This is a genomic window from Hymenobacter sublimis, assembly GCF_023101345.1.
Lineage (GTDB): Bacteria > Bacteroidota > Bacteroidia > Cytophagales > Hymenobacteraceae > Hymenobacter > Hymenobacter sublimis.
Window position 1 is genome coordinate 853,956 of the sequence record NZ_CP095848.1, and the last position, 24,327, is coordinate 878,282.

20 protein-coding genes are annotated in these 24,327 nt (G+C 57.5%); 13 read left to right on the top strand and 7 right to left on the bottom strand.

Annotated features, from left to right (window positions below; translation table 11 throughout):
- Positions 1-462 precede the first annotated feature (462 nt).
- The 3 genes from argH to argB all read right to left on the bottom strand — a co-directional run bounded on the left by argH (position 463) and on the right by argB (position 3,670).
- Positions 463-1,761, bottom strand: a complete 1,299-nt coding sequence (gene argH / locus MWH26_RS03730; RefSeq protein WP_244695299.1) for an argininosuccinate lyase — start codon at positions 1,759-1,761, stop codon at positions 463-465.
- Between the two features lie 68 nt (positions 1,762-1,829).
- Positions 1,830-2,900, bottom strand: coding sequence for a M20 family metallo-hydrolase (locus tag MWH26_RS03735; RefSeq protein ID WP_244695300.1), 1,071 nt, complete (start codon positions 2,898-2,900; stop codon positions 1,830-1,832).
- Positions 2,888-3,670, bottom strand: coding sequence for an acetylglutamate kinase (gene argB, locus MWH26_RS03740; protein ID WP_247976099.1), 783 nt, complete (start codon positions 3,668-3,670; stop codon positions 2,888-2,890). The genes MWH26_RS03735 and argB overlap by 13 nt, the downstream gene beginning before the upstream one ends.
- A gap of 620 nt (positions 3,671-4,290) precedes the next feature.
- On the opposite strand from argB, the gene MWH26_RS03745 reads away from it, so the two are divergent.
- The 11 genes from MWH26_RS03745 to MWH26_RS03795 all read left to right on the top strand — a co-directional run bounded on the left by MWH26_RS03745 (position 4,291) and on the right by MWH26_RS03795 (position 16,464).
- Positions 4,291-4,860 (top strand): GNAT family N-acetyltransferase, encoded by a 570-nt coding sequence (locus tag MWH26_RS03745; RefSeq protein WP_244695302.1) that lies wholly within the window; start codon positions 4,291-4,293, stop codon positions 4,858-4,860.
- A 67-nt stretch (positions 4,861-4,927) separates the two neighbouring features.
- Positions 4,928-6,115, top strand: coding sequence for an argininosuccinate synthase (gene argG / locus MWH26_RS03750; RefSeq protein ID WP_247976100.1), 1,188 nt, complete (start codon positions 4,928-4,930; stop codon positions 6,113-6,115).
- A complete protein-coding gene (gene argC / locus MWH26_RS03755) occupies positions 6,105-7,085 on the top strand; it encodes an N-acetyl-gamma-glutamyl-phosphate reductase (RefSeq protein ID WP_247976101.1) in 981 nt (326 codons plus the stop codon). Before argG ends, argC begins: the two co-directional genes overlap by 11 nt.
- A gap of 178 nt (positions 7,086-7,263) precedes the next feature.
- The gene (locus MWH26_RS03760) at positions 7,264-8,403 is read left to right on the top strand and encodes an aspartate aminotransferase family protein (RefSeq protein WP_247976102.1); all 1,140 of its coding nucleotides are present in this window, start codon (positions 7,264-7,266) and stop codon (positions 8,401-8,403) included.
- Positions 8,404-8,936: 533 nt separating this feature from the next.
- Positions 8,937-10,022, top strand: a complete 1,086-nt coding sequence (gene carA / locus MWH26_RS03765) for a glutamine-hydrolyzing carbamoyl-phosphate synthase small subunit (RefSeq protein ID WP_247976103.1) — start codon at positions 8,937-8,939, stop codon at positions 10,020-10,022.
- A 91-nt stretch (positions 10,023-10,113) separates the two neighbouring features.
- Positions 10,114-10,482 (top strand): hypothetical protein, encoded by a 369-nt coding sequence (locus tag MWH26_RS03770; RefSeq protein WP_247976104.1) that lies wholly within the window; start codon positions 10,114-10,116, stop codon positions 10,480-10,482.
- 119 nt (positions 10,483-10,601) lie between these two features.
- Positions 10,602-10,865: a hypothetical protein gene (locus MWH26_RS03775; protein ID WP_244695306.1), complete on the top strand. Its 264-nt coding sequence runs from the start codon at positions 10,602-10,604 to the stop codon at positions 10,863-10,865.
- A gap of 97 nt (positions 10,866-10,962) precedes the next feature.
- The gene (carB, locus tag MWH26_RS03780) at positions 10,963-14,193 is read left to right on the top strand and encodes a carbamoyl-phosphate synthase (glutamine-hydrolyzing) large subunit (protein WP_247976105.1); all 3,231 of its coding nucleotides are present in this window, start codon (positions 10,963-10,965) and stop codon (positions 14,191-14,193) included.
- A gap of 101 nt (positions 14,194-14,294) precedes the next feature.
- Complete coding sequence (locus tag MWH26_RS03785; protein WP_247976106.1) at positions 14,295-14,624, top strand: DUF6984 family protein; 330 nt, start codon at positions 14,295-14,297, stop codon at positions 14,622-14,624.
- 430 nt (positions 14,625-15,054) lie between these two features.
- Positions 15,055-16,002, top strand: coding sequence for an N-acetylornithine carbamoyltransferase (locus MWH26_RS03790; RefSeq protein WP_247976107.1), 948 nt, complete (start codon positions 15,055-15,057; stop codon positions 16,000-16,002).
- 141 nt (positions 16,003-16,143) lie between these two features.
- The gene (locus MWH26_RS03795; RefSeq protein ID WP_247976108.1) at positions 16,144-16,464 is read left to right on the top strand and encodes a hypothetical protein; all 321 of its coding nucleotides are present in this window, start codon (positions 16,144-16,146) and stop codon (positions 16,462-16,464) included.
- 58 nt (positions 16,465-16,522) lie between these two features.
- Here MWH26_RS03795 and dinB read toward each other — a convergent pair whose 3' ends face one another.
- The 4 genes from dinB to MWH26_RS03815 form a co-directional block, all read right to left on the bottom strand.
- Positions 16,523-17,602, bottom strand: coding sequence for a DNA polymerase IV (gene dinB / locus MWH26_RS03800; protein WP_247976109.1), 1,080 nt, complete (start codon positions 17,600-17,602; stop codon positions 16,523-16,525).
- A 393-nt stretch (positions 17,603-17,995) separates the two neighbouring features.
- Positions 17,996-19,639 carry a carboxylesterase/lipase family protein gene (locus MWH26_RS03805; RefSeq protein ID WP_247976110.1) on the bottom strand — a complete coding sequence of 548 codons (1,644 nt, stop codon included), beginning with the start codon at positions 19,637-19,639 and terminating at the stop codon, positions 17,996-17,998.
- Between the two features lie 75 nt (positions 19,640-19,714).
- Positions 19,715-21,376 (bottom strand): MFS transporter, encoded by a 1,662-nt coding sequence (locus MWH26_RS03810; protein WP_247976111.1) that lies wholly within the window; start codon positions 21,374-21,376, stop codon positions 19,715-19,717.
- A 231-nt stretch (positions 21,377-21,607) separates the two neighbouring features.
- Positions 21,608-22,546 carry a DMT family transporter gene (locus MWH26_RS03815; RefSeq protein ID WP_244695313.1) on the bottom strand — a complete coding sequence of 313 codons (939 nt, stop codon included), beginning with the start codon at positions 22,544-22,546 and terminating at the stop codon, positions 21,608-21,610.
- 86 nt (positions 22,547-22,632) lie between these two features.
- On the opposite strand from MWH26_RS03815, the gene MWH26_RS03820 reads away from it, so the two are divergent.
- Together MWH26_RS03820 and MWH26_RS03825 are read left to right on the top strand one after the other, a co-directional pair.
- Positions 22,633-22,941, top strand: coding sequence for a hypothetical protein (locus tag MWH26_RS03820; RefSeq protein ID WP_247976112.1), 309 nt, complete (start codon positions 22,633-22,635; stop codon positions 22,939-22,941).
- A 119-nt stretch (positions 22,942-23,060) separates the two neighbouring features.
- Positions 23,061-24,308: a replication-associated recombination protein A gene (locus tag MWH26_RS03825; RefSeq protein ID WP_247977055.1), complete on the top strand. Its 1,248-nt coding sequence runs from the start codon at positions 23,061-23,063 to the stop codon at positions 24,306-24,308.
- Positions 24,309-24,327: the final 19 nt, after the last annotated feature.

The window sequence follows — 24,327 nt, forward strand, 5'->3', positions numbered from 1 at the left end:
ATCGGCCGGCTACGTGGGATTCAACAACCTGCAGGCGGCGAGGCCGGGGGCAGGGCCGCGCGGTTCTTGAAAAATTCCGGATGAGGGTGGGAGTACATCCGGGTAAACGGGGCGTGGGAATTGTCTATCGAACAACTAGTGGGAATCGTTATCTGATAGCGGGAGCAATATTAAGCAAGAAATTCGAAACTAGTAAGTAGTAGCTCACTTTTTTATTGTGAGTAATCACTCACCATACTAATTATATAGCGTAAGTGATTGAATTTATGATTTATATACTAGTTGTTCAAAATTTTGTCATGCATATTACTCAGCTGAATGATGAGAACATCAGCACTTGCTATTAGCCTGGCACTATCAGTGAAGAACGCAAACACATAGTAAGTCTAGCCTTATGTACACTTCATTTCAGTGGAATGTCTGAGGTAGTACAAATGCTAACGAAGGGCTCTTTGCCACTAGTTAACCCATGCGGGTTCGTTCCTTAAACCGCTCGACTTTTGCCTGAATTTCTGCCAGCCCAAGGTTGTGTACGCTACCCAGATGGGTGGTGTGAAAGTCCTTGTGAGGTACATAGCTGCCGTCCTCTACGGCCACGCCTACCTGCTTGTAAGCGGTGCGAAACGGCGTGCCAGCCTGGATAAGCTGGTTGATATTTTCCACCGTAAATACGGCGTCGTACTTCTCCTGGTGTAGCAGGTTGGGCTTGATTTTCAGCTGAGGCAGGGCAAACAACACAATGTCGAGAATGTCCAGAAACTGCGTCATGGGCTCGAAAAGCAACTCCTTCAGAATCTGGAAGTCACGATGGTAGCCGCTGGGTAGGTTGCTGGTGGCCAGAATCAGCGTGTTGGGTAGAGCCTGCAAGGCATTGCAGCGCGCCCGAATCAGCTCAAATACATCGGGGTTTTTCTTGTGCGGCATAATGCTGGAACCGGTAGTGAAGGCCGCCGGCAGTTCCACAAATGCCATATCCTGCCCGTTGTAAAGCACTAGGTCGTAGGCCATTTTGGCCAAAGTAGCGGCCATGCCAGCCAACGCAAACGCCACGGTTTTTTCCGTTTTGCCCCGTAGCATCTGCGCGCCTACGCTGCTCACGGCCAAGTTGCTAAACCCCATTTCCCGCGTAGTCTGGAGCCGGTCGATGGGGAAGGAGCTGCCGAAGCCCGCGCCCGAGCCCAGTGGGTTTTGATCGGCCACGGTGTGGGCCGCCTCGAACAGGGCCAGGTCCAGCAACAAATGCTCAGCATACGCCGAAAACCACAGCCCAAAGGAGCTAGGCATGGCGGCCTGAAAGTGGGTGTACCCCGGCATCAGGTCGGTTTGGTGGGCCTCTGCTTTCTGTAGTAGCACCTGCACCAGCTCCAGCGTTTTGGTGGTGGCGCGCTCCGTGTAGTTCTTTAAAAACAGCTGAATAGCCGTAAGCACCTGGTCGTTGCGGGAGCGAGCCGTGTGGATTTTCTTGCCTGCGTCGCCGAATTTCTCCGTCAGGTAGTACTCAATTTTGGAGTGCACATCCTCAAAGTCTTCCTCAATGGCGAAGCGGCCGTCCTCTATGTGCGCGGCCAATTCCGTTAGGCCTTGCTGGAGCTGCTGATTTTCCTCAGCGGAAAGTAGCCCAGCCGTAGCCAGCATGTTAGCCTGCGCCTTGGAGGCCTGCACGTCAAATTGCGCGAGGTATAAATCCAGTTCCCGGTCGCGGCCCACGGTAAACTGTTCAATCTTTTTATCGACGGCAATGCCCTTATCCCAGATTTTCATGTGTTTTGAATATTTGGCCAACCCCCGGTTTTTGCCCCAATTAGACAAGAGAAACCGCTGCTGGCATGTTACAACTGCAGCCCCTCCAGCAAAGCTACATAGCCCTGCACACCCATCCGGATTTCACTCAGCAGAATAAACTCATCGGGCGTGTGGGAGCGGGCTGAGTCGCCGGGGCCGATCTTAACCGTGGTAAAAGGCATCATCGACTGGTCGGAGAGGGTCACGGAGCCGAACGTGCGATGGCCTAGGGCTAGGCCGCGCTGCACCAACGGGTGGCTCAAGTCGATGCGAGAGGAGTTCAGGTGGGTGGAGCGCGGCGTTACGTCGGAGGTAATGTGCTGCCGCACCAGCTCTACTACCTCCTGGTTGGAGTAGCACTCGTTCGTGCGCACATCCACCACAAAAGTGCACCGGTCGGGCACCACGTTGTGTTGGGAGCCCGCCTGAATCTGTGTGACGGTCATCTTGACCGGGCCCAGCAGCGGCGAAACCTGCGGAAAGCGGAACTGTTCAAACCAACGAATGTCAGTCAGGGCTTTGTAAAGGGCATTTTCGCCTTCTTCACGGGCGGCATGGCCGGTGCGGCCGTGGGCCACGCAATCGAGCACTACCAAGCCTTTTTCGGCAATGGCTAGGTCCATTTGAGTAGGCTCGCCCACAATGCCCAAGTCAATATGGCCTAACTGGGGTAGCACACTCCGAATGCCGTTGGCGCCCGATACCTCTTCCTCGGCCGTAATGGCGCAGATCAGGTTATAAGCCAAATCAGTGCGCTCATGAAAGTATAGAAACGTAGCCAGCAAGCTTACGGCCGAAGCGCCCGCATCATTACTGCCCAAACCAATCAGCTTGTCGCCCTCCACCGTGGCCCCAAATGGGTCGTAAGTCCACGTGTTGCCGGCCCGAACGGTGTCGTGGTGGGAGTTGAGCAGGATGGTCGGTTTGGTGGCATCCAGGTGCTTCGACACGGCCCAGACGTTGTTATTGTCTCGGTGGGGCCGAGCACCGTAGAAAGCCAGAAACCGAAAAATCAGCTCTGCGGTCTGGTCTTCCTCCCGTGAAAGCGAAGGTGTCCGAATTAGCTCCCGCAGCAGCGTAATGGCATCCTCAGTCAGCCGCTCAATTAGCTTCGGCATAGGACAGTTTTCACGGGTTCATTGATTTTCAGCGCGTTTTCAATCACTACTCGCTCCACGCCCGCTTCCAAGGCTGCAAAGGCATTGTCCAGCTTTGGCACCATGCCAGCGGCAATAATCCCCCCGGCCTTCAGCTGCTGGTACTGGTCGGCGGTGATTTGCGGAATCACGGAGGCTTCATCATTAAGGTCCCGTAGCACGCCGTCTTTCTCGAAGCAGAAGTGCAGCTCTACCTCGTACCGAGCGGCCAAAGCCCGGCCTAGAGTGCTGGCAATGGTGTCGGCGTTGGTGTTGAGCAGCTGCCCCTGGCCATCGTGGGTGATGGCGCAGAACACGGGCGTGATGCTGGCTTGGAGCAATTGATCCAGCAGCGCAGTGTTGATGCTGCCTTCGGGCAAGTCTCCCACAAAGCCGTAATCAATATCTTGAACCGGCCGCTTCACGGCCCGAATTGCGTTGCCATCGGCGCCGGAGAGGCCCAGGGCATTTACGCCGGCGGCTTGTAGCAGGGCCACCACTTGCTTGTTGGTTTTGCCGGCGTAAAACATGGTTACAATGTCGAGGGTAGGGGCATCAGTGATGCGGCGGCCCTGCACCATGTTCGGCTCAATGCCTAAATCGGTCAGCATCTGGCTGGCGCCTTTGCCACCACCGTGCACCAACATCTTGCGGCCCGGCACTTGGGCAAACTGAGTTAGGAACTGGCCTAGTTGAGCCGTGTCATCGATGATACCGCCACCAATCTTAAAAATTTTCAGGCCTTCGCGCATAGAAAAGAGGAGGAGAAAAACAGGCCGTAGGGGACCACCGGTGGCCAAAACAAACCGCCAAACCCGTGCACAGCCTGGGTAGGCCCAACATAGAACAGCGCTTTTTTTGCGGCTGGGCCAGCAAAGTTTCCAAAAAAAAACATCTAGTTTTGCAACGATTTAGCGGTCCTATTCATTTTAAACCGCAGAAACACTTCCCTCGCCTCACGGCAGTCTTCATGATTCGTCTCTCTTCTATTGCGCTTCTGCGACGACCCAACTTGGTCGTGCGAACAATGCCAGCTTAAGCGCTGGCATGCAATATCTCGTCGGCATTTTTAGTACAATAAAAACCGACGATAGGGCTCCGAAAGCGACGCCCTACTGAAGAAAGGTTCTACGAATAACGAATTGACACGAGTGTAAGCCTTGGTGCGCCTCCCCCAGCCGAATTTCGCCTAACTGCTCCGCTCCGGCGGCTTGCTATACCGGCTTCCTTGCTTTTTCTGGGCTGCTTTTTCCGCGACTAGTTCTGTGCTGGTAGCGGCCAGGCCCCACCTAAAAGCGGCATTTTCAGCCCTTCGTTTATCGTCTTCCCGAGTCTGTTGCCGTACATCAAGGCAACCAACCGAGCTTCGACCATGCTTTTACGAGTCGCCCATGCTGCCGATGCGCAGTACGTGGATACCCTATGTCAGTGGTATGAGGAATCTGCCAAATCGCGCGGCGTTGGCATTGCCAAGCGCGACCCTAACTATCTGAAAAAGAAGATGGAACGGGGCGATTCTATCATTGCCTTCCTTGATGAGCAGTTGGCTGGCTTCTGCTACATTGAAACCTTCGAGGATAATAAGTTCGTGGTCAATTCGGGCCTGATTGTAAATACCGAGCTCCGTAAGGAGGGCCTGGGCCGCGCCATCAAGCACCGCGTGTTTGAGCTGTCGCGCACGAAGTATCCGGAGGCCAAAATCTTCGGTATTACAACCAGCGCAGCCGTGATGAAGATCAATAACGAGCTGGGCTACAGGCCAGTAACCTTTCCTGAACTTACCCAATCCGACGACTTCTGGAAAGGCTGCTCCAGCTGCAAGAACTACGGCATCCTGATGGAAAATCAGCGCAAGATGTGCTTGTGCACCGGTATGGTATACGACAACCTGAATGACAAATTCAGCCAGCAAACCATCGAAATTTTAAGCCAGCAGCAATAGCCCCCTTCGGCTCGGCATGACTGTTTCAGGAGGCATGCATGACGTTCTAAAACCTCTTTACCAACGAATGAAAAAGGTAGTTCTCGCCTACAGCGGCGGATTGGATACATCGTATTGCGTCGTCTATCTGACGAAAGAACTGGGCCTGGAAGTCCACACGGTCATCGTTAATTCAGGCGGTTTTTCGAAAGAGGAATTGGCTGGCATCGAAAAGCGCGCGTACGAAATGGGCTCCAAGCGCCACGAGGTCATCGACGTAACCGAGCGGTTTTACCACGACTGTCTGCGCTACCTGCTGGCGGGAAATATCCTGAAAAACGATACGTACCCATTGAGCGTGAGTGCGGAGCGAATGTTTCAGAGCTTGGCGCTGGCTGAGTACGCTCGGGAAAACAAGGCCGACTACATTGCTCACGGTAGCACCGGGGCTGGCAACGACCAAGTGCGCTTCGACGTGGCTTTTTCGGTGATTTCGCCCGACACGGAAATCATCACGCCCATCCGCGACCTGGGTCTTTCGCGCCAGCAGGAGATTGAGTACCTGCAAGCCAATGGGGTAGAAATGAGCTGGGAAAAGGCTAAGTACTCTATTAATAAAGGCATTTGGGGCACCAGCGTGGGCGGGGTGGAAACGCTAACCTCTCGCCAGGGCCTGCCGGAATCAGCTTGGCCTACCCAGTTGAGCAAAACCGAGCCGCAGGAAATCAGCATCACCTTTGAGGAAGGCGAACCGGTAGCCCTGAACGGCAAAACCATGAGCCCAGTGGACCTGATTGTAGCCTTGAATGAGTTGGCTGGGCAGTATGCCATCGGCCGCGACGTGCACGTGGGCGACACCATTCTGGGTATTAAGGGCCGGGTGGGTTTTGAGGCTCCCGCGCCGCTGATTCTCATCAAGGGCCACCATTTGCTGGAGAAACATGTGTCGTCGCGGTGGCAGTTGCTGCACAAGGACTACATCGCCAACTGGTACGGCACGCTGTTGCACGAGGCCCAGTACCTCGACCCGGTGATGCGCGACATGGAGGCGTTCCTAGAGTCGTCGCAGGCGCGGGTGTCAGGTACGGTGTACGTGGCGCTGAAGCCGTACCAGTTTGAACTGCTGGGTATTGAGTCGGACTTCGACATGATGCAGTCGAAAGTGGCGACCTACGGCGAGGAAAACAACGCCTGGGACTCACGCGACGCGAAAGGCTTCATCAAAATCTTCAGCAACCAGTTGCGCATTCATTCCTCGTTCAACGATGAAAATTAAGGTTGGCATCGTCGGTGGCGCCGGCTACACGGCCGGGGAGCTACTCCGCATTCTGCTGCACCACGAGTACGCGGAACTGGTGGCCGTGGTCAGTTCTTCTAACGCCGGAAATCCGGTGTATCAAGTTCATGATGACCTAGTTGGCGAAACAGACCTGGTATTTGCCTCGGAGCTGGCTGGTGATGAGGACGTGGTATTTCTGTGCCTGGGCCACGGCAATTCCAAGGCGTGGCTCGAGAAGTACGAGCTACCGGAAACTACCGCCGTAATCGACTTGAGCAACGACTTTCGCCTGGAAGCCGACGCGGACTTTGGGGGTAGGGAGTTTGTGTACGGGCTGCCGGAACTGAACCGAAGCCGCATCCAGCAGGCCCAGAGTATTGCCAACCCCGGCTGCTTCGCCACGACTATTCAGCTGGCCTTACTACCCCTGGCGCAGGCCGGCAAGCTCACGGAAGATGTGCACGTATCGGCCATTACGGGCAGCACGGGCGCGGGACAGAGCTTGTCGGAGACGGTGCACTTCTCGTGGCGCACGAATAATGTATCCATCTATAAGCCCTTCACGCATCAGCACCTCGGCGAAATCGGGGAGAGCCTAGCGCAGCTACAGCCGCAACTGAACAGCGCCATGCACTTCATTCCGTACCGCGGCAACTTCTCGCGGGGCATCTTCGCTAGCGTCTACACGCCCTCGGACTTAACCCAGGACGAAGCGCGGGAGCTGTACCAGAAGTTCTACGCCGAGGCGCCGTTCACCACGGTATCGGACCAGGAAATTCACTTGAAGCAGGTAGTAAATACCAATAAGTGCCTGCTACACGTGCAGAAGTTCGGCAAGCAGCTACTCATTACCTCGGTCATCGATAACCTAGTGAAAGGCGCTTCGGGCCAAGCAGTGCAGAACATGAACCTGCTATTTGGCTTGCCGGAAACGACTGGCCTAGGATTGAAAGCGGGGCTATTTTAACCCCACAAAACGTCATTTCGAGCGTAGCGCAGCGAAGTCGAGGAATCTCGCGTGCTGCCTTCTGAATAGCATCTCAACACCAGCACGCGAGATTCCTTGGCAAGCTCGGAATGACGTTCTTTTTCTGATTTCTGACCCTGCTACTTAGTTCTAACCTCTCAGCTCTCATTTCCATACCATGGAGCTTTTCAACGTATATCCGCTCGTTAACATCACGCCGGTAAAGGCGCTGGGGGCGAAACTCTGGGACGATAAGGGCCAGGAATACCTGGATTTCTACGGCGGGCACGCCGTTATTTCCATCGGCCACAGCCACCCGCACTACGTGCAGCGCCTCACCGAGCAACTGCAGAACATCGGCTTCTACTCCAACTCGGTGCAGATTCCGATTCAGCAGGAGCTGGCCCGCAAGCTCGGGCAGGTGTCGGGCTATGAAGACTACTCGCTATTCCTGTGTAACTCCGGCGCCGAGGCTAACGAGAATGCCCTGAAGCTGGCGTCTTTCCACACCGGCAAAAAACGTGTGGTGGCCTTCAAAGGGGCTTTCCACGGCCGTACGTCTGGGGCGGTAGCGGCTACCGACAACCCCAAAATTGTAGCGCCTTTCAACGCCGACCACGCCATTTCCTTTCTGGAATACGACTTGGCGGCGGTGGAGCAGGTGCTGCAAGGTGGCGACGTGTGCGCGGCCATCATCGAGCCTATTCAGGGGGTAGGCGGCATCATCATGCCTTCCGACGAGTTTCTGCAAGGCCTAGCCGCGCTGTGTAAGCAGTACGGTGCGTTGCTAATTGCCGACGAGGTACAGAGTGGCTACGGCCGCAGCGGCAAGTTCTTCGCCCACCAGCACGCGGGCGTCCGGCCCGATGTAATTTCGGTGGCCAAGGGCATGGGCAACGGTTTTCCCATCGGCGGCATCCTGATTGCGCCGGAGCTGAAGGCGTCCTATGGGTTGCTGGGCACTACCTTCGGCGGCAACCACCTGGCCTGCGCCGCTGCTTTAGCCGTGCTGGAGGTTATTAAGCAGGAAAACCTGCTGGACCACGCCGCCGGGCTAGGCCACTACCTCCGCTCGGAGCTGGAAGCCAATGCCGGGGCCGAGGAAATCCGCGGCCGCGGCCTAATGGTGGGCATCAAGTACGACTTTCCCATCAAAGACGTACGCGACAAGCTGCTAACGAAGCACCACATCTTCGTGGGCAATGCTTCCGACCCCACCGTGCTGCGCCTGCTACCCCCGCTGAACATCACCAAGGCCGAAGTTGACCATTTCTTGCAGGCGCTATACACACTTATTCCGGCTGGGGTAAAAAAGTAAGCAACCTGTAACCTAACTTGCAGCCCCAATGAGTAGCACGATGAAGTTCCCGAGCCCGGCTCCCCTTCTGATTAGCTGCCCGCTGCCATTGGTGACTATTGCCCAGCAGCCGGCCGGTTCTTTCCCTGAAAGAACGGCCTCCCACTTTTCCTTCCAGCAGTTGTGCCCGCCCGATTTTCCGATGCCTGACATCCGGAAGCGGCAGTGCGCGGGGCCGATAGATGTATCCTCTTTCGCTCCCGTTTGGCTTAAGTCACCGTTCGGCTGGAATAGACCTCTAATTTTTGGTTCTGTTCCAGCCGAAATTGTATCCGGGTGGTTCGAAAAGGTGGCCGAAGCCACGCCGCACACGCGCAAAACGCCCGGGATAGGAAACGCCAGGCCGTTGCCTTTTCCTTCGCTAGCAAAGCGCCAATCCGCGTTGAGTGGATCGAGGAGGGCACCAAACGCCGCCCTCGCAACGAGCCAGGGAGCTGCCTGTCTGACTACTGCAACCTATCAACAACAGAGTAAACCTTTTTTCGCATAACAGAGTGGAAAACGCTAAATCGGTAAAACTCATTCTCGAGGACGGCACTGAAATTCAGGGCCAGTCTTTCGGCGCATTCACCTCCGCCGCGGGCGAGGTAGTGTTTAGCACGGCCATGACCGGCTACCCCGAAAACCTCACCGACCCCTCCTTCGCCGGCCAGATTCTGGTTTTAACCTACCCGATGGTAGGCAACTACGGCGTACCCGGCGAGGAATTATATGAGTCGATTTCCAAGATTTTCGAGTCGGACAAGATTCACATTGCCGGCCTCGTGGTAAACTACTACTCCGAGGAGCACAGCCACTGGAACGCTGCCAAAAGCCTCGGCGACTGGCTCAAGGAGTACAACATTCCCGGCATCTTTGGGGTGGATACGCGCATGCTCACCAAAATCCTGCGCGAAAAAGGCGCCATGTTGGGCAAGATTGTGGCCGAGGAAGACGTGGAGCTGCACGACCCCAACCAGGACAACCTGGTGGCCCAGGTGAGCCCTACCCAGGTAAAGCACTACGGCAACGGCCAGCATAAAATCGTGCTCGTCGACTGCGGCACCAAGACCAACATCATCCGCTGCTTCCTCCAGCGCGACGTGGAGCTCATCCGCGTGCCCTGGGACTACGACTTCACTAAAATTGACTACGACGGCCTGTTCCTGAGCAATGGCCCCGGCGACCCGAAGATGTGCACCGCCACCATCGGCCACCTGCAAACCGCGCTGGGCCAGGACAAGCCCATTTTCGGTATCTGCCTAGGCTCCCAGCTTATGGGCCTGGCCGCGGGCGGCGACACCTTCAAGCTGAAGTACGGCCACCGCAGCCATAACCAACCGGTAAAGCTTACGGGCACCCAGCGCAGCTACATCACCAGCCAGAACCACGGCTTCGCGGTAGATACCGACACGCTACCCGCTGAGTGGACCATGTTGTTCGAGAACCTCAACGACGGCACCTGCGAAGGCATCAAGCACAAGACCAAGCCCTTCTTCTCCACGCAGTTCCACCCCGAAGCCGCCGGCGGCCCCGAGGATACGGAGTATCTGTTCGATGACTTCCTCAAAGCCGTAGCCGAGCACAAAGCTGCGAAATAAGCTGGCCGAAAATGTCACTGCCCCTTCATGCTGAGCTTCCCTGTCTTCAGCCCGGCCATTTCCAACGCATAAACAAACACTATCAAACACTATGCATGCAAAAAGTAGGGGTCTGCAGAACTGGGGATATGTGGCATTGGGAATCGTGGCATTTGCGGCGTACTACCTCATCAGGAGCATCAAGGCAGAAGACGTGGTCAGACTGGCAATGGGTAAAAAATCGGAGTTGGTTCTTTCGGCACTGAATAGTGCCAATGTATCACCTCGAATTCTGAGCCGCACCGGAAAGATTGTCTCTAAGAAGTTTGACGCCGGGAAGCCAGGCCCGAAACAGGACTCCCTCACGTTCCGGCTCGTGCTAAAAGGCGAGAAAGCTACCGCTACCATCAAGACTAAGGTCATGAGGCAGCTATCTGGCGAATGGAAAATGCTGAAAAGCGACACCGTTTTCACTAAGTAAACCGCACTCCTCCCATGCCAGCGAAAAGTAGAGTTTTTCCGACTTGGGGGTATGTGTTGTTGGGCGCTCTGGCTTTCGCGGGGTTTTACTTCGTCAGGAACCTAGGCCAACGAACGATTATGAAAGCAGTGCTGGGAGAACCCGCTGATCTAATTGCTACCGCCATGAGTTCGGCTCGAGTTTCACCCAGAATAACCAGTAGAACAGGACGCATAAGCTCCAAAAATTTCAAGGTGGAGAACCTGAGTGCTAAGAAGGACTCGCTCGTCTTCCGCTTCTTGTTGGACGGTGAGCAAGCTAATGCCACCATCAAACTCTGGATGACCAAACGGGCATCCGGCACCTGGGAAATCGTGAAGAGCGACACCCTATTTTCCAAGTAACACCTACTCTCTCTATATAAACCACCGGCTGTAGCCGGCCTAGCACGACTGCCTTTTAACATGACCGCACCAGCGGTCTGTTACCCTAACCCCTAGAATGGAAAAACCACAGAAAGTTCTCATCCTCGGTTCCGGTGCGCTGAAAATTGGCGAGGCCGGTGAGTTCGATTACTCCGGTTCTCAGGCCCTCAAGGCGCTGAAAGAGGAAGGCATCCGCACCATCCTCATCAACCCCAACATTGCTACCGTGCAAACGTCGGACAACATTGCCGACGACGTGTACTTCCTGCCCGTGACGCCCTACTTCGTGGAGGAAGTCATCAAGAAGGAGCAGCCTGATGGTATTCTGGTGGCGTTTGGGGGCCAAACGGCCCTGAACTGCGCCGTGGCCCTGTTCCGCGCTGGCGTGTTTGAGAAGTACAACGTGAAGGTGCTGGGCACGCCCGTGCAGAGCATCATCGACACCGAGGACCGGGACATTTTCAAGGAGAAGCTCGACCAGATTGGCGTACTCTCGGCCCGCAGCGTGGCCGTGACCAACATGGAGGACGCGCTGGCCGCAGCCGAGAAAATCGGTTTCCCGATTATCGTGCGGGCGGCGTTTGCGCTGGGTGGCCTAGGCAGCGGTTTTGCCAACAACATGGACGAGCTACGGACCCTGGCCCAGAAATCCTTCACCACTTCGGACCAGATTCTGGTGGAAGAGTCCCTGAAGGGCTGGAAGGAAGTGGAGTACGAGGTGGTGCGCGACCAGTATGATAACTGCATCACGGTCTGCAACATGGAGAACTTCGACCCCATCGGGATTCACACCGGGGAAAGCATCGTGGTAGCTCCGTCGCAGACCCTGAGCAACCGCGAGTACCACAAGCTGCGCAGCATCGGCATCAAAACCATCCGCCACCTAGGCATTGTGGGTGAGTGCAATATCCAGTACGCTCTCGACCCCGTGTCGGAGGACTACCGTGTGATTGAGGTGAATGCCCGCCTGTCGCGCTCCTCGGCGCTGGCTTCCAAGGCTACGGGCTACCCGCTGGCGTTTGTGGCGGCTAAGCTGAGCCTAGGCTACTCGCTGTCGGAGCTCAAGAACAGCGTAACGCAGACTACTTCGGCCTTCTTCGAGCCGGCGCTCGACTACGTGGTAGTAAAGCTGCCGCGCTGGGACTTGGGCAAGTTCGAAGGCGTGAACCGGCAGATTGGCTCGGCCATGAAGAGCGTGGGTGAGGTCATGGCCATCGGCAAATCCTTCGAGGAAGCCATTCAGAAAGGCCTGCGCATGCTGGATACCGGCAAGCGCGGCTTCGTGGCCAACAAGCCCGAGCAGGTAGACAACCCCACCATCGACCGGCTGCTTAGTGAGCCCAACGAGGAGCGCATCTTCGCCATCAATCTGGCCTTCGAGGCGGGCTACACCTTGGAGCAAGTGCACGATCTGACCAAGATTGACCACTGGTTCTTGCAGCGCCTGTTCACCATTTTCGAGCTGGGCAAGAAGCTGGCGGAAAAGCGTGGCAGCGGCCTAGATGCCCTGGAAACGGTCCTTCTGCGCGACGTGAAAAAAGCCGGTTTCTCGGACCAGCAGATTGCCGTGAAGCTGCTGGGCGAAGGCGACGTGAAAGCCGACGAACTGCTGGTGCGCGCCCGCCGCAAGGCCCTGGGCGTGCTACCCGTCATCAAGCAGATTGACACGCTGGCCGCCGAATTTCCGGCCAAAACCAACTACCTCTACAGCACCTACCACGGCACCGAAAACGACTTGGAGCCGGAGACCAACAAGTCGATTGCGGTGCTGGGCTCGGGCGTGTACCGCATCGGTAGCTCCGTGGAGTTCGACTGGTGCGGCGTGAATGCCGTGCAGACGGCCGCCGAGGAGGGCTACAAAACCATCATCATCAACTACAACCCCGAAACCGTTTCCACCGACTACGACGTGTCGGACCGGCTGTACTTCGAGGAGCTGAGCTTCGAGCGGGTGATGGACATCCTGGAGTTCGAGCAACCAGAGGGCGTAATTCTCTCCACTGGCGGCCAAATTCCGAACAACCTGGCTACCCGTCTGGCCGACGCCAACGCGCCCATCCTGGGTACGGCTCCGGCCCGCATTGATGAGGCCGAAAACCGCCACAAGTTCAGCAGCATCATGGACGAGTTGGGCATTGCCCAGCCCCGCTGGAAAGAGCTGACCTCACTGGACGCTATGTTCGAGTTCGTGGGGGAGGTAGGCTACCCCGTGCTGATTCGTCCGAGCTACGTGCTATCAGGCGCCGCTATGAACGTGGTTTCCAACGCCTTCGAAATGGAAGCCTTCCTACGGGCAGCCACTGAGGTAAGCGCCGAGTACCCGGTGGTGGTATCGGAGTTTATGCAGGAGGCCAAGGAAATTGAGCTGGACGCGGTGGCCGACAAGGGCGAAATCGTGAGCTACGCCATTTCCGAGCACGTGGAGTTTGCCGGCGTGCATTCTGGTGATGCCACCATGTACTACCCCCCGCAGAAGGTGTACGTGCGCACCATCCGTCGGCTGAAAACCATTGCCGAGAAGATTGCCAAGCGCTATGAAATCAGCGGGCCGTTCAACATTCAGTTCCTGGAGAAAGCTGGCGAAATTCGGGTAATTGAGTGCAATATCCGCGCCTCGCGCAGCTACCCCTTCGTGTCGAAAGTATCGGGCAACAATCTGATCAAAAAGGCCACGCAGGTGCTGTTGGGCAAGAAAGTGTCGCGCGACGAGAGCGAGCGGGTGTACGATCTGCCCTTTGTGGGCGTGAAAGCCCCGCAGTTCTCCTTCACCCGCTTACCCGGCGCCGACCCAGTGCTGCGCGTGGACATGGTGAGCACTGGCGAAGTAGGCTGCCTCGGCGACACCGCCGACGAAGCCCTGCTGAAGGCCATGCTAAGCGTGGGCTACAAGATTCCGCAGAAGTCGGTGCTAATTTCTGGCGGCCCCATCAAGTCGAAAGTAGCACTGCTATCAGCCGTGGAACTGCTGGTAAAGAAGGGCTACACCATCTACGCTACCCAGGGCACGCACCGGTTCTTCGCCGAAAATGGCATTCCCAGCTCCCTGCTGTTCTGGCCCGATGACTACCAGGAGCCCAACGTGCTAACCTACTTGAAGGAAAAGAAGATTGACTTAGTCATCAACATCCCCAAGAACCTCTCGAAGGGCGAGCTGGACAACGACTACAAAATCCGCCGCACCGCCATCGACTTCGGCATCCCGCTGCTCACCAACGCCCGCCTGGCCAAAGCCTTCATTCAAGCCTTCTGCCGTCTGGAAATGAAGGACCTAAAAATCAAAAGCTGGAACGAGTATAAGGCCATGTAGTCGGTTTCATTAGAAACGTTAGAACGTCATGCTGAGCTTGCGGTGGCAGTTCAGCATGACATTCTTTTTAGATATACAAACAGCGATTCAATCACTACCCCTTGCCTCGTCCTCTGTTTTCAAAAGAGAAAATTATTGTAAGTCAGCTACTAGCAGGTACTGAATATGCAGCTACGTACTTACCCTTACTCGATGAGCTTCGAGTAGAGGATATGAACGACGGAGAAATGGAAAGTCTTCTTTTCGCAAGCTCAACTACTAACCGGCGCTATGGAGGTGACATTGCACAGGTACAATTACAAGATGAGGATGGGATTCCAGTTATGATTAGTCTGGTGATAGATCAATATGATCAACTCTTCGAGCTTGATGTATGGAAAGTAGATTTCTCCCCTACTAAAAATTTGATGCCTTTCTCAGGCATAGATTAACAACTTACCTTCGCCGTACCGCACGGTCATTCCACCTCACCACACGGCTGCCTCCTGAAAAGGTGAAGCCCTTGGTACGGGAATACCAAGGGCTTCGAAGAAGTAGGTGGAGATGCACCTAACTTCTCGGTCAGATGAGTAGAAAGCGTGCGTCGAAGGTACGGAAGAAATCTGTCCTTCGTAAACCTATACCGCCGGAGGCTCCGAAAAGTTTCTGGTGGTGGCTGATGCTGGAGACGGTCAAAGTGGCGCTAGCAGCCGCGGCCCGACACTGGCTCGGCTAATGGGTTGGCAAGGGGCGGAGCCGACAGGTTCGGCCCCTTGTTTCTTGCCAGTCCCATGAAGTGGTTGTAGCGCGAACTTTGTAGTTCGCGTTGCATCGCAATACACGTTCCACGACGCGAACTATAAAGTTCGCGCTACACACCCCATGAAAAACTTCACCTCCTTCGCCGATGCGGGCGACTATAAAGCCCTGTTGCGGCAAGCTCTAGAAATCAAGGCGAATCCGTTTGGCTACCAGCACATTGGGCGCAATAAAACCGTGGGGCTGATCTTCTTCAACCCTAGCTTGCGGACCCGGCTTAGCTCGGTTAAGGCAGCTTACAACCTAGGCGCGCAGGCCTGGGTACTCAATGCTGGTGCTGATTCCTGGACGCTGGAAATGGCCGATGGCGCGGTGATGAACGGTGGTACCCAGGAGCACATCAAGGAAGCCATTGCCGTAATGAGCCAGTACTGCGACGTGCTGGGCGTGCGCACCTTTCCTACGCTCAAGGACCGGGAGGCCGATTACAGCGAGGAAGTGTTCAATAAGATTCTGAAGTACGCCACTGTGCCGGTTATCAGCCTGGAAAGTGCCACGCTGCACCCGTTGCAGTCGTTTGCCGACTTGATTACGGTGGCTGAGACCAAGCAAAAGGAGCGCGTGAAAGTGGTGCTGACTTGGGCCCCCCACGTGCGCGCCCTGCCCCAGTGCGTGCCTAATTCGTTCTGCGACTGGTTTTCAGAAGTAGACTGGGTAGACTTCGTTATCACGCATCCCGAAGGCTACGAGCTGGACCCCAAGTTCACGAAAGGGGCCCGCATTGAGTACGACCAACAGAAGGCTCTGGAAGGCGCCGACTTCGTGCAGGCCAAGAACTGGAGCAGCTACCAGCACTACGGCCAGGTACTCAGCAACGACCCGTCTTGGATGCTCACCCCCGAACACATGGCCGGTACCCACGGCGCCAAGTTCCTGCACTGCCTACCCGTGCGCCGCAACGTGGAGGTGTCGGACGCCATTCTGGATTCGCCGAACTCGCTGGTGATTCAGGAGGCCGGGAACCGGGTGTTTTCGATGCAAACCGTGCTGCACGAGTTGCTGAAGAGCTAGGCGTGCGTAATGTGGAAAGAGGGTAAGGCCTTGTAAGTCAATGGAAAGTAGCGCTGAAAAACCTTAGCCGTTGAGCTGCGTTAAAGGCTACTCAGACCAGCCATATGGTTGATCTTCTCTCCACCTTAACTACCACCTGCTATGAAAAAGCTCCTTGCCCTCGCTGCCGTATTGGTAACTGGTGTTTCTGCTGCTAGCGCACAAACCAACTCCAGCACTACCACTACCACCACCACGCAGCCGACCCAGAGCACCACTACCCAGACCCAGCCGATGCAGGGTACTACCTCCGGCAGCACCATCAACCAGTCGACTACCACGACAACGCCCGCTACCACCACCACTACGGTAGAAACGCAGTCGAGCACTTCGGGCACGTACACGCCCATGACGACCAAGCCTGCGGACGTAAAAATGAAAGACAAGAAAAAGAAGTCAAAAGTAAAAGCTGACCCCCAGTAAGGTCACGTACTTTCTGCTTGTAAACCGCCCCGGCTAGCACAGCCGGGGCGGTTTGCGTTTAAAGCAGCAGGGCCAATTGCTTACCGGCAGCTTCCTCCGAAGCTTCCAGGTTTGAAAGCGTGACGCCTAGCAGCCGAATGCCTTTGGAAAGGGGTTGAATGCCCATCAGAAGCTCCTGGCTCACGTGAGCCAGGGCATCGGGGCCAGGCACAACTCCAAACAAGGTACGGCTACGGGTAATCTGCTGAAAATCGGCGTACTTGACCTTGAGCGTCACGGTGCGGCCCCGCAAGCCGGTGCGCTGGCAGTGCTGCCACACCGACGCCAAGCAAGGTTGCAGACCAGTGGTTAACTCCTCCGGCGTACGCAAATCCTGCTCAAAAGTGGTTTCTGAGCCAATAGACTTGCGCAGCCGGTCGGGCACAACGGGGCGGAAGTCCTGGGCGCGGGCAATACGGTAGTAATGGGAGCCCGCCTTGCCGAAATGTTGGCGCAGGAAAGTTTCGGATTGCTGCCGCAAATCAAGGCCCGAGAAGATGCCCAAGTGGTTGAGGCGCGCCGCCGTAGCTGGCCCAATGCCGTGAAACTGCCCCACCGCTAGGCCCGCCACAAACTCTAGCCCCTGGCTGGGCCGAATGACAAATTGCCCGTTAGGCTTGCGGTAGTCGGAGGCTAGCTTAGCCAGAAATTTATTGTAGGAAATGCCCGCTGATGCCGTTAGCTCGGTTTTCTGTAGGATGGCCGCCCGAATTTCGCGGGCTACCTGCGTGGCCAGCGCAATACCCTTAAGGTTCTCCGTAACATCGAGGTAGGCTTCATCCAAGGAAAGCGGCTCGATCAGGGGCGTATATTCGGCGAAGATGGCCCGAATCTGGCGCGAGACTTCTTTGTAGACCTCAAAGCGCGGCTTCACGAACACCAGCTCCGGGCATTTGCGCAAGGCCGTGCTGGAAGGCATGGCCGAGCGCACCCCAAACTGCCGGGCCTCGTAAGAAGCCGCTGCCACTACCCCGCGCTGCCGGGAGCCACCCACGGCCACGGGCTTACCCCGCAACACCGGATTATCACGCTGCTCCACGGAGGCATAAAAGGCATCCATGTCGAGGTGAATAATCTTGCGGGCTTCCGAGGTGTCCACGGGTAGGGGGTAGGCTTGATGGCGGGGTAGGAGCCGCCCGGAGGCGTTCCGTCCGGCAAAGGTCTGGGTTGCCAGCCAGACCAGGAAGTATATAGAGAACCCGGAATGTTCCCGGTAACTCCTAGACTGCGGCGGTAGCAATGTTCTGGGGTTGTGGGAAATGTCAACTACAACCGTCATGCAGAGGCGGAGGCGAAGCATCTCGCGTGCTGACGTGTGGTTACTATGGCAACCTCCGCACGCGAGATGCTTCGCCTCTGGCTCTGCATGACGTGACTTATTCTGAGTACTATCTTGCACATGAGCAGCCGCAGCCCTTCTTGTGGTTATAGAAAGAGGTGGTTGATTAATGCAAGCAAAATGCGAGCAGCGAGGCTTCTCCGCCAGCGCCTCTTACTTTCCGGCTTGCTGATCGAGCAGGAGGTAGCGGGGACGGGTCTGGTCTGGCTCGGCTTTGGTTTGCACATCCAGGCGCAGCACTTGCCCGCCAGGGCCTTTGCTTAGCGCCGGCCACGTGGGAAGGCCCTTGCCATTGGGGTTACCGGTTTTGATAAAGTTGGCAAAGTAGCTCTGCATGGTCTGCGACACGTTGTAGTCCTCGGGAGTCCAGGCGTAGACTTTGTTGGTGGCTAGGTTGCCCAAGGCGTACTCAATTTCGGCTGAGTGCACGGCGCCAGCAGCAGGCGGCGCTTTAGGGGCCGAGGGCGCCTGCTTCACCACGCCGCCCGCTAGGCCCGCCGTAGCGTTGCCCATTTCGGGTGTCATGGCGGGGCGGGGCCGGGCGTAGAGGTAGCGGTACACGGGCTGGCCGCTGGTTTGGGCGTGCATATCGGCCCATTTCCAAGTGCTGTAGGCAATAAACCGGTCGCCGGCCAAAGCCGTGGCCGACTGCTCCGCCTGGGCATCGTTGGCGGCGGGGTAGAGCTTCAGGATTTCCGGGGCCCGGTCGCCGTACAGTTTTTGAACTGTCTGAGTATAGTTGTTTACCGTGGGTTTTTCGGCCCCCATCAGAAACTGGTACGACATTTCTTGGGAGTTCCAGCCCACCAGCAGCGGCACGCGGGCCTGCTCGCCGGCGGCAAACGTGGCAACGGGCAGCTTGGGGAAGAAATATCCGTCTAGGGTAGGGGCGAAGCGGGGCGTGCCGGGCTTGCCTGTGGCTTCCAGCAGTTGTTGGGCGGGTAGGGCCCGCAGGGCCGCCAGGGAGGAAGCGCCCAAATTACTGGCAAACGCTACCCCCGCCTGTTCACCCTGGGATAGTGGGACTGGGCCAAAACCCGTGTTCAGCATCGAGCCGCTTTCACCAATGGCACGGGCAAACAGGCTCTTGGACAAGGGCGAAATCATTTGGGCGCTAACCGACATGGAGCCCGCCGATTCGCCGGCAATTGTCACCTGCTGCGGGTCGCCCCCGAAGGCGGCAATGTTCTGCTGCACCCAGCGCAGGGCAGCGCTCTGATCCAGAAAACCGTAGTTGCCCGAGGCGTGGTCTGGCGACTCCTGAGTTAGCTCCGGATGGGCCAGAAACCCGAACACGCCGAGCCGGTAGTTGACCGTAACGGCCACGATGCCGCGTCGGGCCATACTCTCCCCGTCGTAGCGCGGCTCCGAGCCGTCGCCGGCCACAAAACCGCCTCCGTAGAAATACACCAACACCGGCAGCTTTTCCCGCCCCGATTTAGCCGGCGTCCAGACGTTAAGGTAGAGGCAATCCTCGCTGACGCCGTTGGAGCGAAAGTTCATGTCGCCAAACAAGGGGAGCTGCATGGCCCGCGGCCCGAAATCCTTGGCCGGGCGCACATTCGTCCAGTTAGCCACGGGTTGCGGGGCTTTCCAGCGGCGCTCGCCTACGGGTGGGGCCGCAAACGGAACTCCTTTAAAGGCGCGGATACCATTGGCTGTAATCAGGCCTTCGAGCAAACCGTTGGCGGTTTGAACCTGGGTAGGAGCGGTTGCCATGCGCGTGGTGGGAGTTTGGGCCAGGGCAGGTGACGCCGCGCCGGCCGTAAGCAAGGATAGCAGAAGGAGAAGCTTCATGGGAGCAAGGAAAGGTAGGATGGTAAGGTAGCAGATTGCCGGCGCCGGCAAAACCCCACCCCGCCAACGAGGTGGTTACTGCAGACTTTCCATCGTTTCGTAGGAAGTAGCCATTTCCACATTACCGGAGCGCGGAAAAGCCAGAAAGTGCGTAACGCGGGGCGGCTCTGGGCCCGCATGAAACTGCCGAACGTGGGCCTCCACTGCCTGATCTTCCTTAGTGAAGCGGTGGTGCTGGCGCTGGTGCTCACCCCAGGTAGCCACGTAGAAAAACTCGGTAATGCGGGTAGGCTGGGCCAGATCCGTGAACACCCCGGCCCGCAACGACCCGTCGCGCAGGCGCAGCCGGGTGAGCTGGGCGGCGGCCACCCGAAATGCGGGCTGATCGGCCAGGGCTACTTCGTATTCTATCATCACCACCACCGGCCCATCATCGGGGTCGATGTCGGTGGCTACGGTGGGGGCGGGCCAGTGCCCGGCGGGTTCCAGGTTGAGACCTTCGGCCGAGCGCATCGGAAACGGAATAGCCAGTAGTAAACTTAGCAGCATCCAGGCGGCCGTGGCCAGCAGGGCCGTTTCCAGGGTGGTGCGGTCGGCCAGCTCGCCCCACACCATGCTGCCCAGGGCCAACCCAGCCTGAAACACCAGCATGTACATGCTCACTACCCGGGCCTGCACCCACTTAGGCACATGCAGCTGCACGGTGGTGCTGAAGCTGGTCATGGCCATTAGCCAAGCTATACCCGAAATAAACATAACCGGGTACAGCCAGTACACCGACGGCACCAGGGCCAGGGCCACGTTGGTGCCCACGAATACCGCGCTGCCGAGCAGAACGCGCTGGTTGAAAGTCAGGCGGTTGCCAGCCCGGCCCATCAGAAAGGCCCCGGTAATGGCCCCAGCCCCCAGCCAGGAAAGTAGCACGCCGTAGGTATCGGAGCTTAGGTGCAGGCGGCGGGCCGTTACTACCGAGAGCAAGCCCCACATGGCGCTGGCCCCGAAGGCAAAGGCAAACGTGCGAAACAGCACGGCGTAAATAGCCGGCGAATACTGCACGTAGCGCATGCCCGCGCGGAGGGCGCCCGTGAGGTTTTCGGCCGGACCGCTGGCTACCTCCGCCTCCCGCTTCCAGGCATACACGACGGCAAACGTACCCACGAACGACACCGCATTGACCAGAAACACCCAGCCCGGCGAGTAATACGTAATGATGGCCCCGCCAATGGCCGGCCCAATCGCCCGGGCAATGTTGTTACTAACTCCGTTCAGGGTAATAGCAAACCCCAGCACCCGCCGCGGCACCAACTCAATGGTTGCGGTTTGCCACACGGGCGCGTTGATGGCCGCGCCAATGCCCAGCAGAAACGTAAACCCCAGTACGCTCAAGGCCGAAACCTCGCCCAGCAGGGTAAGTGCGGCCAGCAGCAGGGCCACTACCGCCATAAATCCCTGGGTGAAGAGCAGCAGCCGGCGCCGGTCAATCAGGTCGGCAATGGCGCCAGCGGGCATGCTCAGCAGAAAGGCCGGCAGGCTGGTGGCCGTTTGCATCAGGGCTACCAGCAGGGCCGAGGAAGTAAGCGTCGTGACCAGCCACACGCCCGCCACGTTCTGCATCCAGGTGCCAACATTGGAAACCACCGAGGCAATCCAGATGGCCCGAAATAGGGAGTAGGTAAACGGGGTGAGAAGGGTAGGCTGGACTTCTGGAGCAGGGGTAGGAGAGGGGAGCTGAGTCATAAACAGCGCGCAAAAGAGAGTATAGCAGCCCAGCCAAGCTGCAGGCTGCACCCGGCAGCCGAAAAACCACCTACGAAAACAAGCAGCAACCGGTGTTAACCGCTACCCCTTTTCAATCCTGGATCAGCCGCACTGCCCTTCCGAGCGGAGCATGGAATCTGGGTTACTCACAAGCGGCTGAACCAGATTCCTTGCTTCGCTCGGAATGACAACGTAGCCGGCGCCACTGCTTTAGTCCTGCACGGGCTCCAGGGGCGCCGCGGTGACAACCGGTTCCGGCTGCCGGGGCTTACGACTTACCAGGAATACGCCCCCGAAAATCAGCAGGGCCTGCAGGGCTTTCGACAAGGTAAGCGCGTCTTTGCCCACGGCTACGGCAATCAGCACGGCCAGGGCCGGCTGCAGGTAGATGTAGGCCCCCAGCAAGGATGGCGAGGCGTACTTCAGGGCCCAGTTGTTGAGCAGATACGCCAGAATAGTCAGGCAAATGACCATGTAGGCAATGGCCGCCCAAACGCTAGTGGGAAAGCTGGCGTAGTCAGGCTGCTGAATTTGCTGCCAGCCGGCGGGCACGGCCAGCACGGCTCCTACCAGAAAAATGCGCGCCAGCACCGTAAACGGGTGGTACTTGCGCATCAAGGGCATTACCAGTACCAGGTAAATCCCGAAAGCCGTGGCATTGAGCAAGATATACACGTTGCCCAGCAGCCCGTCTTGCCCGCCCGCCGCTACCGGTCCCCGACTCAGAATAATGCTGGCCGCACCTGCAGCCGCCAACCCGATGCCTAGCAGCCGGGGCAGCGTAAGCTTTTCACCGAGCAGCACCGCCGAGGCCAGCACCGTTACAACGGGCGCAATGGTTTGAATCAGGGACGCATTGATGGGCGACGTCAGGTTCAGGCCCGAGAAGAAGAGCAGCTGGTTGAGCCCAATGCCCAGCACCCCGCAGGCAACGGCCCGCAGCTGGTCGGCGCGGCCCTGAATTCGGTCGTGCGGGGCAACCAACCGGCTCAGCACGCCGAAGAAAACCGTAGCGCCCACAATCCGCAGCAGCACCAGGGCAAACGGGCCCATGTAGCGCGGCATCACGTCCTTGGAAATACTGTAGTTGGCCGCGTAAATCAGAGCTACCACAAACAGGGCCGCGTGTACTTTTAACGAGTTTTTCATGGGCAGCCGCAAACTACGAAGCCCAAACCGAAAGCGGCCGGTTTCCCGATATCTTGCGGTACTATTCACCGCTTTTCAAGTAGAGCATGATTACAGTGCAGGTAAGTTACCGGGTCGTGCCTGGCTACGCTGAGCAGAACCAGCGAAACATTGCGGCTTTTCTGGCTGATTTCGCCCAGCTGGATGCCGCGGCCTTTCGCTACTCCGTGTACACCAAGGACGATGGCGTAACCTTCGTGCACCTTTCCATGTACCGCGACGAAGCTACCCAGCAGCAAGTCTTGGCCGTGCCTTCGTTCCGGCAATTTCAGCAGGAGCGCGACGCTAGTGGCCTCGATAACACCCACACCGTAGAGATACTGCGGTATGTGGGCTCCTCCGCGCCCGTACTGTAGCTGTACGTTGCCGCTTCTGAACTTTTCCTATGGCCACTGGCTCTCTTTTCGATTCTGACCCTGCTCCTGACGCTTCGGCCGCTTACGTGCCCCGGCCCGGCGCGCCACTAGCCGAGCGCATGCGCCCGCGCACCTTAACCGACTACGCCGGCCAGCAGCACCTCATCGGCTCCGAGGGCGTGCTGCGCCGCTACCTCAACGCCGGCCGCCTACCTTCCCTGATTTTGTGGGGCCCACCCGGAGTAGGCAAAACCACCCTAGCCCACCTGCTGGCCCAGGAGCTGGGGCTGCCCTTTGCGGCGCTGTCGGCCATTAATGCTGGCGTGAAAGACGTACGCGAGGTAATTGAGCGGGCCCGCAAGCAGCGAGGCACCGTGCTCTTTATTGATGAGATTCACCGCTTTAGCAAAAGCCAACAAGATGCGCTGCTAGGCGCCGTGGAGCAAGGCGTAGTGACGCTGATTGGGGCCACTACCGAAAATCCCTCATTCGAGGTAATTCCGGCCGTGCTGAGCCGGGCCCAGGTGTACGTGCTGGAGGCCCTGGGTAAAGACGTGCTGACTAGCCTAGTAGACAAGGCTCTGGCCGAAGATGAAATCCTGAAGCAGAAAAAGGTGCGCGTGCAGGAGTACAACGCCCTGCTGACCATTTCCGGCGGCGACGCCCGCAAGCTGCTCAACCTACTGGAAATTGTAGTAGAAGCCAGCCGCCCCAACCCCAAAACCGGCGCCATCACCATCACCGACGAGGCCGTCCAGCAGCTGGCCCAGCAGCACCTCGCGCGCTACGACAAAGGCGGCGAAATGCACTACGATGTCATTTCGGCCTTTATCAAGAGCATCCGCGGCTCCGACCCCAACGCGGCACTTTACTACCTGGCCGTGATGCTGGAAGGCGGCGAGGACGTGAAGTTTATTGCCCGCCGCCTGCTTATCCTGGCCAGTGAGGACGTGGGCCTGGCCAACCCCAATGCCCTCATGCTGGCCCAAAGTTGCTTTCAGGCCGTGACGGTGATTGGTATGCCCGAATCGGACATTATCCTGGGCCAGACGGTAGTGTACCTCGCCACCTCGCCCAAGAGCAACGCCAGCTACAAGGCCATTCGGGAGGCCCGGGCCCTAGTGCGCCAGCAGGGCGTGCAGCCCGTGCCCATAGCCCTGCGCAACGCCCCCACCAAGCTCATGGAAGAGCTGGGCTACGGCAATACGTATATGTATTCCCACGACTACGAGGGCAACTTTGCCTACCAAGAATTCCTGCCCGAGCAGCTTAGTGGCCGCGTGTTCTACCACCCCGGCCAAAACCCCGCCGAAGCCAAAGCCCAGGAGCGCCTCCGCCAACTCTGGGGCGAGAAGTACGGGTATTAGGGTGTGAGATGATGAAGGG

Bases quoted from the DNA above. Each gene is read 5' to 3' on its own strand.
- MWH26_RS03770 (WP_247976104.1), top strand. From the start codon at position 10,114: ATGCATGCAAAAAGTAGGGGTCTGCAGAACTGGGGATATGTGGCATTG.
- argC (WP_247976101.1), top strand. From the start codon at position 6,105: ATGAAAATTAAGGTTGGCATCGTCGGTGGCGCCGGCTACACGGCCGGG.
- MWH26_RS03805 (WP_247976110.1), bottom strand. From the start codon at position 19,639: ATGAAGCTTCTCCTTCTGCTATCCTTGCTTACGGCCGGCGCGGCGTCA.
- argG (WP_247976100.1), top strand. From the start codon at position 4,928: ATGAAAAAGGTAGTTCTCGCCTACAGCGGCGGATTGGATACATCGTAT.
- MWH26_RS03825 (WP_247977055.1), top strand. From the start codon at position 23,061: ATGCGCCCGCGCACCTTAACCGACTACGCCGGCCAGCAGCACCTCATC.
- argH (WP_244695299.1), bottom strand. From the start codon at position 1,761: ATGAAAATCTGGGATAAGGGCATTGCCGTCGATAAAAAGATTGAACAG.
- MWH26_RS03745 (WP_244695302.1), top strand. From the start codon at position 4,291: ATGCTTTTACGAGTCGCCCATGCTGCCGATGCGCAGTACGTGGATACC.
- MWH26_RS03790 (WP_247976107.1), top strand. From the start codon at position 15,055: ATGAAAAACTTCACCTCCTTCGCCGATGCGGGCGACTATAAAGCCCTG.
- MWH26_RS03815 (WP_244695313.1), bottom strand. From the start codon at position 22,546: ATGAAAAACTCGTTAAAAGTACACGCGGCCCTGTTTGTGGTAGCTCTG.
- argB (WP_247976099.1), bottom strand. From the start codon at position 3,670: ATGCGCGAAGGCCTGAAAATTTTTAAGATTGGTGGCGGTATCATCGAT.
- MWH26_RS03795 (WP_247976108.1), top strand. From the start codon at position 16,144: ATGAAAAAGCTCCTTGCCCTCGCTGCCGTATTGGTAACTGGTGTTTCT.
- MWH26_RS03760 (WP_247976102.1), top strand. From the start codon at position 7,264: ATGGAGCTTTTCAACGTATATCCGCTCGTTAACATCACGCCGGTAAAG.
- MWH26_RS03810 (WP_247976111.1), bottom strand. From the start codon at position 21,376: ATGACTCAGCTCCCCTCTCCTACCCCTGCTCCAGAAGTCCAGCCTACC.
- MWH26_RS03775 (WP_244695306.1), top strand. From the start codon at position 10,602: ATGAAAGCAGTGCTGGGAGAACCCGCTGATCTAATTGCTACCGCCATG.
- MWH26_RS03820 (WP_247976112.1), top strand. From the start codon at position 22,633: ATGATTACAGTGCAGGTAAGTTACCGGGTCGTGCCTGGCTACGCTGAG.
- carB (WP_247976105.1), top strand. From the start codon at position 10,963: ATGGAAAAACCACAGAAAGTTCTCATCCTCGGTTCCGGTGCGCTGAAA.
- MWH26_RS03735 (WP_244695300.1), bottom strand. From the start codon at position 2,900: ATGCCGAAGCTAATTGAGCGGCTGACTGAGGATGCCATTACGCTGCTG.